The 14,460-nt window shown below is 44.9% G+C and carries 13 protein-coding genes; all 13 read left to right on the top strand.

Features of this window, described 5'->3' with window-relative positions; genetic code table 11:
- Window positions 1-101: 101 nt before the first annotated feature.
- The 13 genes from pilM (at window position 102) to HW45_RS26265 (ending at window position 14,343) form a co-directional block, all read left to right on the top strand.
- The gene (gene pilM, locus HW45_RS26325) at window positions 102-1,085 is read left to right on the top strand and encodes a pilus assembly protein PilM (protein WP_038230959.1); all 984 of its coding nucleotides are present in this window, start codon (window positions 102-104) and stop codon (window positions 1,083-1,085) included.
- Window positions 1,086-1,679: a PilN domain-containing protein gene (locus tag HW45_RS26320; RefSeq protein WP_051868412.1), complete on the top strand. Its 594-nt coding sequence runs from the start codon at window positions 1,086-1,088 to the stop codon at window positions 1,677-1,679.
- A gap of 6 nt (window positions 1,680-1,685) precedes the next feature.
- Window positions 1,686-2,282, top strand: coding sequence for a type 4a pilus biogenesis protein PilO (locus HW45_RS26315; protein WP_038230958.1), 597 nt, complete (start codon window positions 1,686-1,688; stop codon window positions 2,280-2,282).
- A complete protein-coding gene (locus HW45_RS26310) occupies window positions 2,266-2,778 on the top strand; it encodes a pilus assembly protein PilP (RefSeq protein ID WP_038230956.1) in 513 nt (170 codons plus the stop codon). The genes HW45_RS26315 and HW45_RS26310 overlap by 17 nt, the downstream gene beginning before the upstream one ends.
- Entirely contained in the window at window positions 2,778-4,487 is a 1,710-nt protein-coding gene (locus tag HW45_RS26305) for a type IV pilus secretin PilQ (RefSeq protein WP_038230954.1), read from the top strand. The genes HW45_RS26310 and HW45_RS26305 overlap by 1 nt, the downstream gene beginning before the upstream one ends.
- Before the next feature lie 194 nt (window positions 4,488-4,681).
- Complete coding sequence (gene aroK, locus HW45_RS26300) at window positions 4,682-5,206, top strand: shikimate kinase AroK (protein WP_038231065.1); 525 nt, start codon at window positions 4,682-4,684, stop codon at window positions 5,204-5,206.
- A 28-nt stretch (window positions 5,207-5,234) separates the two neighbouring features.
- A complete protein-coding gene (gene aroB / locus HW45_RS26295; RefSeq protein WP_006074829.1) occupies window positions 5,235-6,320 on the top strand; it encodes a 3-dehydroquinate synthase in 1,086 nt (361 codons plus the stop codon).
- A gap of 93 nt (window positions 6,321-6,413) precedes the next feature.
- Window positions 6,414-7,865: an SPOR domain-containing protein gene (locus HW45_RS26290; protein ID WP_038230953.1), complete on the top strand. Its 1,452-nt coding sequence runs from the start codon at window positions 6,414-6,416 to the stop codon at window positions 7,863-7,865.
- 123 nt (window positions 7,866-7,988) lie between these two features.
- Complete coding sequence (locus HW45_RS26285; RefSeq protein ID WP_006074827.1) at window positions 7,989-8,813, top strand: Dam family site-specific DNA-(adenine-N6)-methyltransferase; 825 nt, start codon at window positions 7,989-7,991, stop codon at window positions 8,811-8,813.
- Between the two features lie 94 nt (window positions 8,814-8,907).
- The gene (gene rpe, locus HW45_RS26280) at window positions 8,908-9,585 is read left to right on the top strand and encodes a ribulose-phosphate 3-epimerase (RefSeq protein ID WP_006074826.1); all 678 of its coding nucleotides are present in this window, start codon (window positions 8,908-8,910) and stop codon (window positions 9,583-9,585) included.
- Between the two features lie 18 nt (window positions 9,586-9,603).
- Window positions 9,604-10,284, top strand: a complete 681-nt coding sequence (locus HW45_RS26275; RefSeq protein WP_038230951.1) for a phosphoglycolate phosphatase — start codon at window positions 9,604-9,606, stop codon at window positions 10,282-10,284.
- A 150-nt stretch (window positions 10,285-10,434) separates the two neighbouring features.
- Window positions 10,435-11,451: a tryptophan--tRNA ligase gene (gene trpS / locus HW45_RS26270; RefSeq protein WP_038230950.1), complete on the top strand. Its 1,017-nt coding sequence runs from the start codon at window positions 10,435-10,437 to the stop codon at window positions 11,449-11,451.
- A gap of 276 nt (window positions 11,452-11,727) precedes the next feature.
- Window positions 11,728-14,343: an ExeM/NucH family extracellular endonuclease gene (locus HW45_RS26265; protein ID WP_038230949.1), complete on the top strand. Its 2,616-nt coding sequence runs from the start codon at window positions 11,728-11,730 to the stop codon at window positions 14,341-14,343.
- The last annotated feature ends 117 nt before the right edge of the window (window positions 14,344-14,460 follow it).

Genomic DNA, 14,460 nt, shown 5'->3' with positions numbered 1-14,460 from the left:
TACTCTAGACCAAAAATTTACCTATTAGGGTTAATTAACGCTTATTTGAGCGTCGATCTCAACCTTTTCACGTTGTTAATGCATTCGTTGAGGTTATTTAAATGGCAAGAAAATGGATTACAGGTATCGATATCGGTCATCACAGTACGAAAGCAGTCGTGCTGACGTATGAAGGTTCTGACATCAAAATTGTAAACCAACTAGAGCTTAATGGTTGCGCCGCCATTTTCGCTGATCCCTATACGCTCAAACATCAAGAAACTGTTAAGAAACTTAAAATTCTCCGAAAGATCGTGCCCATTTTCCGTAAACAGGCAGCCATAGCGATTCCAGAAAGTACCGTGGTGAGTAAAGTGATTAACTTGGACGCTAGACTTGTTAATGATGAACTTGAGTACGCCGTTCACCAAGCAATGAGCTATCAAACGCCGTATGATTCAGAGGCTTTAGCGATTGACTATGTCGCTGTGCCACTCCAAAACGAGCCACATCCCAATCAAGAGACAGCAGCCTATCAAGTTCATGTAGCGCGTCACAATATCATTGATAATCGGATTCAAGTAGTCAAAGCACTTGGTTTTAAACCACAACTGATTAGCACTAATATTCATGCGTTGCGCAGTGTTCAGAAGTTAGTGTTGACGACCTACCCACAGTTCAGTAATTGGGTGTTACTAGATGTAGGACAGAAAAATGTGTCATTACTGCCGCCGCTTCAACTGCCTTTAGAGCTGCACAAAGCTTGGATCATAACGTGCGATCAAGACGCTCATCTCGCTATTCAAGCGCCTTATAACTCCGCTATTTCAACGCAGTTTGGGACCGTGCTGCATAAAGTGAGTGCGCAATTACAATTATTCCGTTCCATGCTTGAAGGACATCAAGTTGGAGGGCTGTTCCTTACCGGTGGTCATGTTCAAGACAGCGATGTGGTGGACTTGATTACCACCCGCACCAATATGAGCGTTGAGTACATCAGTGACTATCTCACCTCGCTGAGTGATAACCAATATAAATTAGGCTGTGCTTATGCTACTGCGTTGGGCATCGCGCTTAACGCGATTCACTGGACTCAGGAGCACTAAATGTCAGTGATTAATTTACTGCCTTGGCGTGAGCAGCAGCGTCGTCATCACCGACAACGCTTTGTAATATTGAACATCACTGCTGTATTAGGTGGCTACTTTATTTGTACATTAGCGCTGCACCATTTCGAGTCGGAGGTGGCGATTCAGAATCAGCGTGTTGTCTATCTTCAAAAGGCTATCACTGAGCAAAGGCTGCGGATGAATCAGCTATCGGATGTAGCCACTCAATACGAAAATCTTCTGCAGCGTCTAGAGTTGGTGCAAACACTGCAAGCGGAACGAGGCAAAACAACAGCAGTAATGAATCTGATTCCAGCCCTGATTCCTCAAGGTGTGTACATCGATAAGATTCGTATGCGAGGAAAGCGTTTTAAATTGTTTGGTATCAGTGAAAATACAGCGCTGCTGGCCGAAATGTTGGAACGATTTGAACAGGAACCCACTGTTAGTTATGTCGAAATTCACTCTATTGTTCATGGGCATCAGCGGTTTGATAAAAGCTACCAAGCATTTGAACTCTCGTTTCAAGTATCTCTGAGTACTTTGTTGCCGCCAGCACTAAAGATATTTCAGTCAAAAGAAGTGGGGTAACGACAAGTGTTGGACTTTGAACTGGATGACATAAAAGATTGGCCATTTAACTACCAGCTTGTTATCGGCCTATTGGTTTTCATGTCATCGAGTTATGCATGGTTTTGGTTTTCAGCAAAGTCTTATTCTGATGAGTTAGAACGAGCTGTGCAGTTGGAACAACGGTTAAAACTAGAGCTAAAAACAGTAGTTGCGCAAACGGCGAACCTGCCTAATAAAAAGCAGCAACTTGAGCTGGTGAGAAGTCGCTATCAACGGTTACTTCATTTATTACCGGTTCAACAAGAACTCGCGACACTACTTGCCGGTGTCAACCAAGAAGGACTGCACAACCAACTCACTTTCACTCGAATTGACTGGGGCAAGCGCGCTTCGGAGCACTTTCTCTATAAGCTGCCAATAAATATAGAACTCACCGGAAATTACAATGACATTGGTCACTTTAGTCAGGCCATTGCACAGTTATCTCGAATGGTGCTTATCGAAGATGCTGAGTGGCAGCGAGTGAGTCAGGAAAGCAGTGTATTACATTTCCGAGTTCAAGCTGCAACCTATCAATTGCATGAGGATTTTGGGGAGAAAGGCGATGCTGGTAAGAATTAGTTTAATGCTTATCAGCATTGCAGTGTTAATGGGTTGTCGAGCAAAACAGGACCCATTGAATGAGTTCGTTACTCAGGTGTTGCGAGAGGCGAAAACAACACAAGCCGATACGCCTTTTTTCCCTACTATCGAGGTTATTAAGTTTACGCCCATAAATCGGAGCTCGCCTTTTGACTTGCCTGCAATGATTCAGAATCACTCTCAATCTGTGGCCAACTTATCTTGCTGGCAGCCTAAGATCCGTAGCAAAGTGCCTTTAGAGCGTTACTCGCTTGATGACATGCAATTGAAAGGAGTGATGGGGAAAGGGGAGCAGCGCAGAGGACTAGTGGCTTTACCTATAAATCGAATAGTGACAGTGAGCGCGGGACAATACATAGGTGAAAACAGCGGCCTAATTAAACAGATAACAGCAGATAAGCTAATTATTCATGAGACGCTTCCCGATGGATTAGGGTGTTGGCGTCAAAGGCAAATTACATTGGCACTGAAGTAATGGAGATACAAACAGTGACGAGAAAAATGTTGTCCACTTGGAGGGGGACTGTCTATTTGTGGGCGTTAATCATCAGTACTGATTTGATCGCCACGCCCCAAACTAATCAACTTGTTGATGTCTCATTTGAACTGGATAAACAGAAGCGTGCAGTAGTCGTTGTTGAGCTTTCTCATGTTGGTAGTGTTGTAGATATTAGCGCCGAGTCGCAAGGAATAAAGATAGTGGTAAAGCAAACCCAGATAGCGTCAGACAAGCTGGCGATTTTGGATGTCACGGATTTTTCTACCGCAGTGAATCAGATAGAACTATTTGATGATAGTCCCGATGTTCGGATCTTTGTTGAGACCGCTATGGCAGTTCAATATCAATATACGATGCATGGTAAACAACTGAAAGTGACAATTTTACCTCTGTCTCAGCAACAAAGTGATGAACAAAAATTGTTTGGTAGTCATAGTGGCAAGCTCACTTCAATCAATTTCCAAGACATTCCTGTGCGCAGTGTATTACAGCTTCTGGCTGACTATAACCACTTTAATTTAGTGGCATCCGATAGTGTCCAAGGCAACTTAACCTTGCGTTTAGATGGCGTGCCATGGACGGAAGTCCTAGACATTATCCTGCGAGTAAAAGGGTTAGATAAACGGGTCAAGGGCAACATCATTATGGTGGCCCCTAAAGCAGAGTTAGATTTACAAGAGAAGCAGGCGTTAGAAAAGAATCGCTTGGCCGAGCAAATCGGTCAACTAAAATCGGAAATCATTAATATTAACTATGCTAAAGCGGCGGATGTAGCGGCCATGATTGGTGGAGATAGTGATGTCAGTATGTTATCTGAACGAGGTTCAGTTGCTATCGATGAGCGCACCAACGCCTTATTGGTGCGAGAACTGCCTGAAAATCTTCGCGTGATTAAAGAGATTATTGCCTCACTCGATATACCCGTGAAACAGGTACAAATTGAAGCGCGAGTGGTCACTATCAAAGAGGGTAATATTGAAGAGTTGGGGATACGGTGGGGTTATACATCGATAAATGGTGACACCACGATCGGCAGTACGATAGAAGGCAACCTTGCTTCGTCTGGCATCGGTGGGGGAGAAGTGGACATTGATGACTTCCTTAATGTTAACTTGGGGGCGCTGTCTGACAATGCCGCCAGTATCGCATTTCAAGTAGCAAGCCTCGGCTCAAATACGTTACTTGATCTAGAGTTGTCTGCATTACAAAGTGAATCGAAAGCCGAAATCATATCCAGTCCACGTCTTATCACAACCAATAAAAAGTCTGCTTATATAGAGCAGGGAACAGAGATTCCTTATTTGAAATCGACATCGAGTGGAGCGACAGCAGTTGAGTTCAAAAAAGCGGTGCTTTCCTTGACGGTGACTCCGCAGATCACACCCGACAATCGCCTTATTCTCGACTTAGATGTGACTCAAGACAGGGTTGGAGAAGTGTTGAAAACTTTAGAGGGTGAAACAGTGGCGATTGATACTCAAAGGATAGGAACTCAAGTTCTGGTTAACGATGGTGAAACTGTGGTGTTAGGTGGTATTTTTCAACATGCCATGACCAGCAAGGTAGATAAAGTGCCACTTCTTGGTGATATTCCGGGGTTGGGGGCATTATTTAGACGAACCTATGAAAACATCGGTAAGAATGAGTTACTGATCTTCGTAACTCCTAAGATTATTACTCAGTAACTATCTGTAAAGTATCAAATAATTCAAAAGGACTAAAAATAAAGTTGCATTCAAGGCACCTTACCTTGATAATTTCGGGTCTTATCACGACTTATCTGTGAGGAATTGGTGCCACAAGCCCTTTTTCCGAGGCTCCTTTTCGGTCTTTTCTTGTGGCGATGTCATTGAATTAACGTTGTAAATTAATGCTAAACATGGCTGAGAAACGTAATATTTTTCTTGTTGGCCCTATGGGTGCCGGCAAAAGTACAATCGGTAGACACCTAGCTCAACAACTACACATGGAGTTTGTTGACTCTGATACAGTAATTGAAGAGCGTACAGGCGCAGACATCGCATGGGTGTTTGACGTTGAAGGTGAAGAAGGTTTCCGCAAACGCGAAGAAACCGTTATTAACGATCTAACCGAACAGCAAGGTATTGTACTTGCTACAGGTGGTGGTTCAGTTAAAAGTAAAGACAACCGTAATCGCCTTTCTGCGCGTGGTATTGTTGTCTATCTTGAAACAACCATCGAAAAACAGCTTGCTCGCACAAATCGCGACAAAAAACGCCCGCTGCTTCAAACGGACAACCCGCGCGAAGTACTTGAGTCTTTAGCGGACGAGCGCAATGATCTTTACAAAGATGTGGCGGACTATGTGGTTCGTACTGATGATCAAAGTGCAAAAGTGGTAGCCAACCAGATCGTAAAAATGCTAGAAGAAGGTCAAGTCTAACTTTCTTTCTTCAATAGGAGAGCAACCCATGGAACGGATTACGGTCGAACTTGGTGAGCGTAGCTACCCAATTTCAATTGGTGCCGGGTTATTTAATGACTCGGCTCAATTTGCCCAAATTCCAGATGGAAAATCAGTGGTTGTTATCACTAACACCACCGTTTCCCCCCTCTACGCTGATGCTATTCTGAAGCAGCTTGATAACAAAGGTTGCAAAACCTCATTACTCGAACTGCCTGATGGTGAGCAATACAAGACACTAGACACTTTCAATACAGTCATGACTCATTTACTGTCAGGTAACTATGGTCGTGATGTAGTAGTTGTTGCCCTTGGTGGTGGTGTGATTGGCGATCTTGTCGGTTTTTCTGCCGCTTGCTATCAACGTGGCGTGGATTTTGTTCAAATCCCAACCACGCTATTATCCCAAGTCGACTCATCTGTGGGCGGCAAAACGGCCGTTAACCACGAGCTTGGCAAAAATATGATTGGTGCTTTCTATCAGCCTCAATCTGTCATCATTGATACCAACTGTCTTAAGACCTTACCAGCGCGTGAATTCGCCGCGGGTGTTGCTGAGGTGATCAAGTATGGCATCATCTATGATGAAGCCTTTTTTGAATGGCTAGAGCAAAACCTCGATAAGCTTTATGCATTGGATCAACAAGCCCTGACTTATGCTATTGCCCGCTGCTGTCAGATTAAAGCTGAGGTTGTGGCTCAAGATGAGAAAGAGTCGGGTATTCGCGCGTTATTGAATCTAGGTCATACATTTGGTCATGCGATTGAAGCAGAACTAGGGTATGGTAAATGGTTACATGGAGAGGCAGTCTCTTCCGGTACAGCTATGGCCGCCCATACCGCGCATTTGCTTGGTGATATAACCGCAGAGCAAGTGACCCGTATTATCACTTTGCTAGAGCGCGCTAAATTGCCTGTACACACTCCGGAATCAATGAGTTTTGAAGACTTTATCAAGCATATGATGCGTGATAAAAAAGTCTTATCGGGTAAGTTACGCCTTGTGCTACCAACGTCTGTTGGTACTGCTCAGGTGGTTTCTGACGTTCCGAGTGACATCATCAAACAAGCTATCGACTTGTGCCGACAGTAGTTCGATATTGTCGATGCTATTGAAGGTAAGTTAGATGTGAGGCTCCGTAATGGGGCCTTTTTTAGGTTTAATGACTAGGTAAATAGGATCAGAATGAGTTTGTCGTATGAGCTGCGAGTATTGGAATTAGATTCGCAGACCCAACTACTAGAGCGTGTGCAGCTACTGACTCAATTTGCGTCGAGTTTTGTCGTTATCAAAGGTGAGTCTGGCGCCGGGAAAACTTGGCTTGCACACCGCTATCTCGAAGCCTGGGCACATGGCAAAAACCAATCACTGATTACCTGTTTCGCGAATCAAGATGATGAAGTGAACCGCAGTAATATTCTTCGTCAACTCTTTCCTCATTCAATGTACAGCGCTACCGACTCACTGCATGACAGCGTTGAGCGTATTCTGGAGGGTGAGGCGAGCAATATTGTGATTGTTGTCGATGATGCTCAGTACATCTCACAAGCCTTACTCGCCGAGCTATGGCTGTTGTATACCGCCTCTTTGCATGTCACTAAACAGAACATCAGTATCGTATTATTCAGTGCTAGCGATTCGCTCAGTTCTCGACTAGCGCGATTGAGTCATGGCCTTGATAGTAAACCGGTAGAGCTGGATGTTGATGAACTGACCGACGCGGAGGCTGAGCGTTTTTTTGATACTCTTGTGCTGCGCTATATTGATGAAAGCGTTGAAAAAAGAGTCAAAAGCGCGTTTACTAGCATTAAACCGCTTCCGGGTGAAATTTTGGCGTTAGGAGAGCAAAAAATGGAAAAGAAGGTGATTATTCGTTCATTGGTTGGTTCACCTGCCAAGATTGCAGCAACAGTGGCAGTTATCGTTTTGCTGCTATTTTTAGGTTACAGCTGGCTACTAAAATCGCCAACGCCGCAGAGCACAGAGCCTAGCGAAGTACCGATTGAGCAAACGGTGATTCCTACCTTAGATGGGCCAGTCGATGCCGCTACTGAAGAACAAGCAGAAGGGGCTAACAAAGAAATGCCGTCCCAGTTAGAGCCCACGGATGATACCGCTTCGCTACCGCCTTCGGTAACATCAGAAACCGCGAGTGTCGGTGTAGCAGAATCTGGTGAGCGCGTAGTAATTACCTCGGACGTCGTAGATGCCTTATTAGATGACAATACTGCTGTCGCAGTGGCAAAAGCGGCTGAGGTTCAAAATGTGGTCACACCAAAAGTGGAAGTAGTTGACGTGGATAGTGCGCAGAAACTGCAGACTCCAATTACGTTTTCCTTCGCTCGTGAAGAACTCAATGCCCTACCTGCAAACAACTACACGTTGCAAATCGCAGCGATGACTGAGCTAAAAGACGTTCAGTTGTTTTTGAACCAACACACGTTTGACAAACCAGTCCGTGTTTATCCAACGTTGCGTGGAGATGAGAAGTGGTACATCGTGACTTACGATGTGTATCCAAGTATTCAAACGGCACGTGATGCAGCGGAAGCGTTACCGGAAGAAATCCAGTCTCTTGGACCTTGGCCAAAATCTCTTAGCCAAGTACAGCGAGAAATTACTCGTTGGAAAGAGTAACCTTCCAGTGAACACTGAGGGTGATTTTCGCTGACCTTTCTGCTAGAAAGGTCAACATAACAAATTGAATTATGATATATTCCCCAGCCTTAATTTTTGGGGTGGCAGTAGATAGAGCAAGTAATGAAAAAGCAACGCGCCTTTCTTAAGTGGGCTGGTGGAAAATATGGCTTGGTTGAAGACATTCAAAAGCATTTGCCAGACGCAAGAAAGCTGGTAGAGCCTTTCGTTGGTGCTGGGTCTATCTTCCTAAATACTGACTACGATCAGTATTTACTTGCCGATATCAATCCCGATTTAATTAACCTCTATAATCTGTTAAAAACAGATCCCGAGACCTACGTCGCTGAAGCAAAGCGCCTATTCACTGCTGAACACAATCGCAAAGAAGTGTATTTGGATATTCGCGCCCAGTTTAATCAGACTGACGACGTCTTGTTTCGCTCCGTCGCCTTTCTTTATATGAACCGTTTTGGTTTTAACGGCTTGTGCCGTTACAACAAAAAAGGTGGCTTTAACGTGCCCTTCGGCTCTTATAAAAAACCGTATTTCCCAGAAAATGAGCTGATTTTCTTTGCTGAGAAAGCGAAGAAAGCCACGTTTGTTTGCGAGGGATATCACGACACTTTTAAACGAGCGCGCAAAGGCAGCGTTATATATTGCGACCCGCCATACGCACCACTATCGAACACGGCCAACTTTACCTCTTATGCGGGTAATGGGTTTAGTCTTGATGACCAAGCTGCACTTGCTGACGTTGCTGAGCACGCTGCGTTTGATCGTGGTATTCCTGTGCTGATTTCTAACCACGACACCACTTTGACACGTCGCCTGTATCACGGTGCGCAACTGAATGTGGTCAAGGTTAAGCGAACCATCAGCCGTAATGGTGCAGGTCGTAATAAGGTTGACGAATTATTGGCGTTATTTGAGCCGCAAGATCAATAACTGCTTGGTAAGGGCTAGGATTTAATCAACCGCTTCGGTAGAATTGCGCGAACTTGGCGATACTCGCTTGCTTTGAATTCAACTGAGGTTAGGTATGAAAGACTTTTTAATTGCTCCATCCATTCTCTCTGCAGATTTTGCTCGTCTAGGTGAGGACGTTGAAAAAGTACTCGCTGCGGGTGCTGACGTTGTTCACTTTGATGTGATGGACAATCACTATGTTCCTAACCTGACGTTTGGTGCACCAATCTGTAAAGCTCTACGCGACTACGGCATTACCGCTCCAATCGATGTTCACCTAATGGTTAAACCTGTCGATAGCATTGTTCCTGACTTTGCTAAAGCAGGTGCGAGTATGATTACTTTCCACGTTGAAGCGTCTGAGCACGTAGATCGTACACTGCAACTTATCAAAGAACACGGCTGTCAGGCTGGTGTAGTACTCAATCCAGCAACGCCTCTTTCTTGCCTTGATTACATCATGGACAAAGTGGACTTGATTCTACTGATGTCAGTGAACCCAGGCTTTGGTGGTCAATCTTTCATTCCGTCGACGTTAGACAAGTTACGTGAAGTTCGTAAACGCATTGATGCTTCTGGTCGTAACATTCGCTTAGAAATTGATGGTGGCGTGAAAGTCGATAATATTCGAGAAATTGCTGAAGCGGGCGCAGACATGTTTGTTGCCGGTAGCGCTATCTTTAATCGTCCAGATTACAAAGAAGTTATCGACGAGATGCGTGCTGAACTGGCAAAAGTAAACAGCAAATAAGATTTGGAATTAGTAGACATGAGCGCAATTAAACTCGTTGTTTTTGATTTAGATGGGACGTTACTCGACAGCGTACCTGATTTGGCATTAGCGGCTGATCAGGCGGTTCAAGAGTTAGGTTATCCGAGTGTCACCGAAGAACAAGTTCGTGACTATGTAGGTAACGGTGCCGATATTTTAATTGGTCGCTCATTAAGCCAAAGTATCACTGTTGACCCTGAGTTGTCGCCGGAGTTGCTTGCGAAGGCTCGTACTTTGTTTGATGACTTTTATAAAGCCAGTGGGCATAAGCTAAGTCACTTGTATCCAGCTGTACATCAAACCTTGGATACCTTGGTGGCGAATGGCTTTACTTTAGCTCTGCTCACCAACAAACCATCGAAGTTTGTTCCAGAATTGCTAGAGCAACATAAGCTCGATAAGTACTTTAAGCATGTACTGGGCGGCGATGCGTTCCCGAAACGCAAACCGGATCCAATTGCATTACATTGGTTGATGGAGCAAGAGCAGTTATCTGCCGAACAAGTGTTGATGGTCGGGGATTCTAAAAACGATATCTTGGCGGCGCGTAACGCAGGTTGCCAAGCGTTCGGACTCACTTATGGTTACAACCACGGTGAACCTATTGCCAATGCGAACCCTGACTTTGTTGCTGATATCGTGTCGAACGTGCTTGAAGCCGTGGGAATTGACAGCTAAATCGCGACAAAAAGTGCTTTGCTGAGTGAAAAGCCAAGTAAAGTACTAGAAATATACTCGCCAATGAGTACACTGCTAGAACCGCGTAAGGAATTACGCGGTTTTTCATTATCCTAATTATCTCGTTAAGAAGTCGAAGGAATCATTATCATGAGCAAACCCATCGTATTGAGTGGTGTTCAGCCGTCAGGTGAACTAAGTATCGGAAACTACTTGGGTGCTCTACGTCAATGGCAACAGATGCAAGATGATTACGATTGCCAGTACTGCGTTGTTGACCTTCATGCGATTACGGTTCGTCAAGATCCAAAAGCACTGCATGAAGCGACACTAGACGCACTCGCAATCTGCCTTGCAGTTGGTGTTGATCCGAAGAAGAGCACGTTATTTGTACAGTCACACGTACCTGAGCATGCTCAACTTGGTTGGCTTCTTAACTGTTATACCCAAATGGGCGAACTGAATCGTATGACTCAGTTTAAAGACAAATCACAGCGTTACGCTAATGACGTTAACGTTGGTCTTTATGATTATCCAGTGCTAATGGCTGCAGATATTCTGCTTTACGGTGCACACCAAGTACCAGTGGGTAGTGACCAGAAGCAGCACTTAGAGTTAGCGCGTGATATCGCGACTCGTTTCAACAATATCTACAGCCCTGAAGCACCGATTTTCACTATTCCCGAGCCTTATATCCCAACGGTGAACGCTCGTGTTATGAGCTTACAAGATGCGACTAAGAAGATGTCTAAGTCGGATGATAACCGTAAGAACGTGATTACTCTGCTCGAGGAGCCTAAGTCGATCATCAAGAAGATCAATAAAGCGCAAACCGATGCTGAGACACCGCCACGCATTGCCAACGATTGGGAAAACAAAGCGGGCATCTCTAACCTAATGGGCCTTTACTCTGCAGCAACGGGCAAAACGTTTGAAGAAATTGAAGCGCAATATGCTGGTGTGGAGATGTACGGTCCGTTTAAGAAAGATGTAGGTGAAGCGCTGGTTGCTATGCTTGAGCCAATTCAAGCGGAATACCACCGTATTCGTGCCGACCGTGCTTATATGGATGAAGTCATGCGCCAGGGCGCTGAAAAGGCCTCTGCTCGTGCAGCAGTGACACTGGCTGAAGCCTACAAAGCGGTAGGTTTTGTGACTCGCCCATAGCACAAGCTGTACTCCCAGATATTGAAAAGCCCTTTGGTTCGCCAAAGGGCTTTTTTTGTGTTATCGCACTGCATTCTCTTACTAACGTTTCCTGTTGAATTTTTGGCACAGGCTAAATTGTTCAAACTTTGAATGAGAGGTGTATCTCAGTTAACTGAATATTCATTGTTCATTTGCACTCTAAATGACAACACTCGTCTCGAAAATAATCATTTTTATATTCAACAAAGTGCAATAAGGCAAGGGATAACATTGCCAGTTAATTCGAGGTGAATGATGACACGCACAAATAAAAAGCAGTGGTTAGCGTTAGCGATAGCGTCCGCATTAGCCGGAGGTGCCAACGCTGAGGTCTTTCTTTCGCAATATGTGGAGGGAAGCGGTTATAACAAGGCAGTTGAAATAGCCAACTCTGGTGACTCAGAAGTTCAGTTGGTGGGTTACCAACTGGCTAAATCGCCAAATGGTAACGGCAGTTGGAGCACACTAGATCTCTCTAGTTATGTCATTCCAGCTAAGTCAGTACTTGTGTTCGCAAACTCTCGCGCAGACGATGCCATTCTGGGTGTCGCAACGCTTTCAACCTTTGATCAAGTATTGAATTTTAATGGTGACGACCCGATTGCGTTGATGGATAGCAATGGCCAAATCATCGATATGATTGGCACTATGGGCGACAACTTTGGTGCAGATAAAACCTTAGTACGCTACACGCCTTATCATCAACCATCAGTGACTTACCAACCAGATCAATGGGCAACACTGAGTAAGAACGATGTTACCGGTTTAGGTCAGTTGGAGGACCTAACACCACCAGCACCTTTCCAATGTCTCGACAACGGTTCTTCGCCAACCTTTACTGACATTCAAGCGATTCAGGGTGAAGGCAGCAGTTCTCCTTATATCAATGGCTACCCATACATCACTAGTGAACAGTATTTTGTTCAAGGCGTGGTCTCGGCGGTAAGCACGGGCATTAATCAAGGCTTCTATTTAGAGGCATTGCAGGATGATCATAACCCGTTAACGTCTAATGGTTTGTATGTTTACACTCAAGCAAATCCAAGCCTAGCAGCTGGCGATGTGGTTTGTGTTCGTGGTCAAATCCAAGAGTTCTATGGACAGACTCAGCTTAAGCTCAATGAACAAGATTGGTTTAAGCAAGGAGAACAAGCCGCCCCACAAGCGACAGCAATTGAAGTGCTTGAGTCCGATGAGAACTTTGAGCAGACATTAGAGCGTTACGAAGGCATGCTAGTACGCCTACCAAAAGCGCTTGATATGCGTATTAGTCGCACCTTTGGCTATGACTATGGCGCACGTCGCAACAATGTGGTGTTGGCGCATGAACGCGTGAATCTACATCCAAATCAGCAGTTTGCCGCAGGTTCTGATGAAGCCAAAGCGCAAAGCGAAGATAACGGCTTACGTCGACTATTTGTTGAGTCACCAACGGCAGCACCAAATGGCAAAGTGCCGTACTACCCAGAATTTGGTCGTACCGATGTGGACCAAGATGGCAGCACGGAAGATTACATTCGTATCAACGATACCTTGTTCGATATTGAAGGGGTCATTGGGTACAGCTACAGTGACTACCGCCTGTTTGTGACGAATACTATTTCTGCTGATAACTTCGTTCGTAATACACCGCGCACTGAAGTTCCTGAGCTTGCTGAGCAGCCATGGAACAAGAAAGACCTACGTGTTGCGACCTTTAACGTTCTTAACTACTTTACCTCGCCATTCGGTGGTGATGAAAACCGCTTCGGCAGCAATCGAGGTGCTAGCAACTTTGCTGAGTTTGAAGTCCAGCAAGAGAAAATACTCAATGCGCTTATCAAGCTTGATGCCGACATTGTTGGTTTGATGGAAATTGAGAACAACGGTTTTGGTGACAATGGAGCCATTGCTCAGTTGGTCAGAGAGCTTAACGCTCGTATAGATAACAAGAAATTGCACTACGACTTTGTTTCGCTAGACAGCAATCAAGATGGTGTCATCGATAAGCTTGATGCAGTGGGTACCGATGCCATTACAACTGGCGTTATTTATCGTCCTAAGCAAGTGAAACTAAAACAAGTTAATGTACTGGAAATGCCTCGTCAGGTTGCGCCTGAAGTGCTGGATGAGGATGGCAAAGTGATTGAAGACGGTAAGAACTATCAACGTAATACTCTGGCACCAACCTTTAAGGTGAAAGGGGCGAAGGAGAAGCTGACGGTAGCGGTCAATCACTTCAAATCAAAAGGTTCTAAATGTTGGGAAGATGCAGCTCCTATTGCTGAAGGTGGCCAAGCAGGCAAAGATACTGACCAGCAAGGGTCATGTGAAAACTTCCGTGTTGCAGCGGCTGTTGCGTTAGGTGATGCGTTAGAAGCGATTAAAGGACATAAAATTGTCTTGGGTGATTTCAATGCGTATGGAAAAGAAGATCCACTGCTGATTCTAACTGACTACAGTCAAGAGAAGTATGGCAAAACCATTCGTGCTGCTCGCAATACCTTTATTGGTGAGCAAGAGCAATTTGGTGATGACGGTGCGGTCATTGACCACAGCTATGGTTACGTCAACGTACTCGGAGAGATGCATCCACAAGGTTGGAGTTACTCATACAATGATGAAGTCGGCGCGCTCGACCATATCCTTATTAGTCCAAGCTTGTCGAAGCGTGTCGTTGATGCCACTGAGTGGCACATCAATGCGGCGGAGTCGACGCTGTTTGACTATAACGATGAGTACAAAGGTGATTTGCCTAAGTATCAAGACCATTACCGCTCTTCTGACCATGATCCAGCGGTGATTGATCTGAATATGCGTGGTGGTTCGGTTGGCTTAGTGGGTTTATCAGCGATGTTGCTGTTAGGTCTACGTCGACGTAAACAAGGATAATTAACCTCTGCAGCAAGGTGTTTACAGCCTTGCTGCTTTTTTTCTCCCCATTTTTACTTGCCTTTCTGCCATCTTGTTGCAAAATACCGCCTTATTTTTCGCAAACTCAATACCACA

This window comes from Vibrio sp. ER1A, assembly GCF_000733315.1.
Taxonomy (GTDB): domain Bacteria; phylum Pseudomonadota; class Gammaproteobacteria; order Enterobacterales; family Vibrionaceae; genus Vibrio; species Vibrio mediterranei.
This window is presented reverse-complemented; position numbering and strand designations above follow the sequence as displayed.

Coding starts and splice junctions, on each gene's coding strand:
- trpS (WP_038230950.1), top strand. CDS start 10,435: ATGAGCAAACCCATCGTATTGAGTGGTGTTCAGCCGTCAGGTGAACTA.
- HW45_RS26320 (WP_051868412.1), top strand. CDS start 1,086: ATGTCAGTGATTAATTTACTGCCTTGGCGTGAGCAGCAGCGTCGTCAT.
- aroB (WP_006074829.1), top strand. CDS start 5,235: ATGGAACGGATTACGGTCGAACTTGGTGAGCGTAGCTACCCAATTTCA.
- HW45_RS26265 (WP_038230949.1), top strand. CDS start 11,728: ATGACACGCACAAATAAAAAGCAGTGGTTAGCGTTAGCGATAGCGTCC.
- pilM (WP_038230959.1), top strand. CDS start 102: ATGGCAAGAAAATGGATTACAGGTATCGATATCGGTCATCACAGTACG.
- HW45_RS26310 (WP_038230956.1), top strand. CDS start 2,266: ATGCTGGTAAGAATTAGTTTAATGCTTATCAGCATTGCAGTGTTAATG.
- HW45_RS26290 (WP_038230953.1), top strand. CDS start 6,414: ATGAGTTTGTCGTATGAGCTGCGAGTATTGGAATTAGATTCGCAGACC.
- HW45_RS26285 (WP_006074827.1), top strand. CDS start 7,989: ATGAAAAAGCAACGCGCCTTTCTTAAGTGGGCTGGTGGAAAATATGGC.
- HW45_RS26305 (WP_038230954.1), top strand. CDS start 2,778: ATGGAGATACAAACAGTGACGAGAAAAATGTTGTCCACTTGGAGGGGG.
- HW45_RS26275 (WP_038230951.1), top strand. CDS start 9,604: ATGAGCGCAATTAAACTCGTTGTTTTTGATTTAGATGGGACGTTACTC.
- aroK (WP_038231065.1), top strand. CDS start 4,682: ATGGCTGAGAAACGTAATATTTTTCTTGTTGGCCCTATGGGTGCCGGC.
- rpe (WP_006074826.1), top strand. CDS start 8,908: ATGAAAGACTTTTTAATTGCTCCATCCATTCTCTCTGCAGATTTTGCT.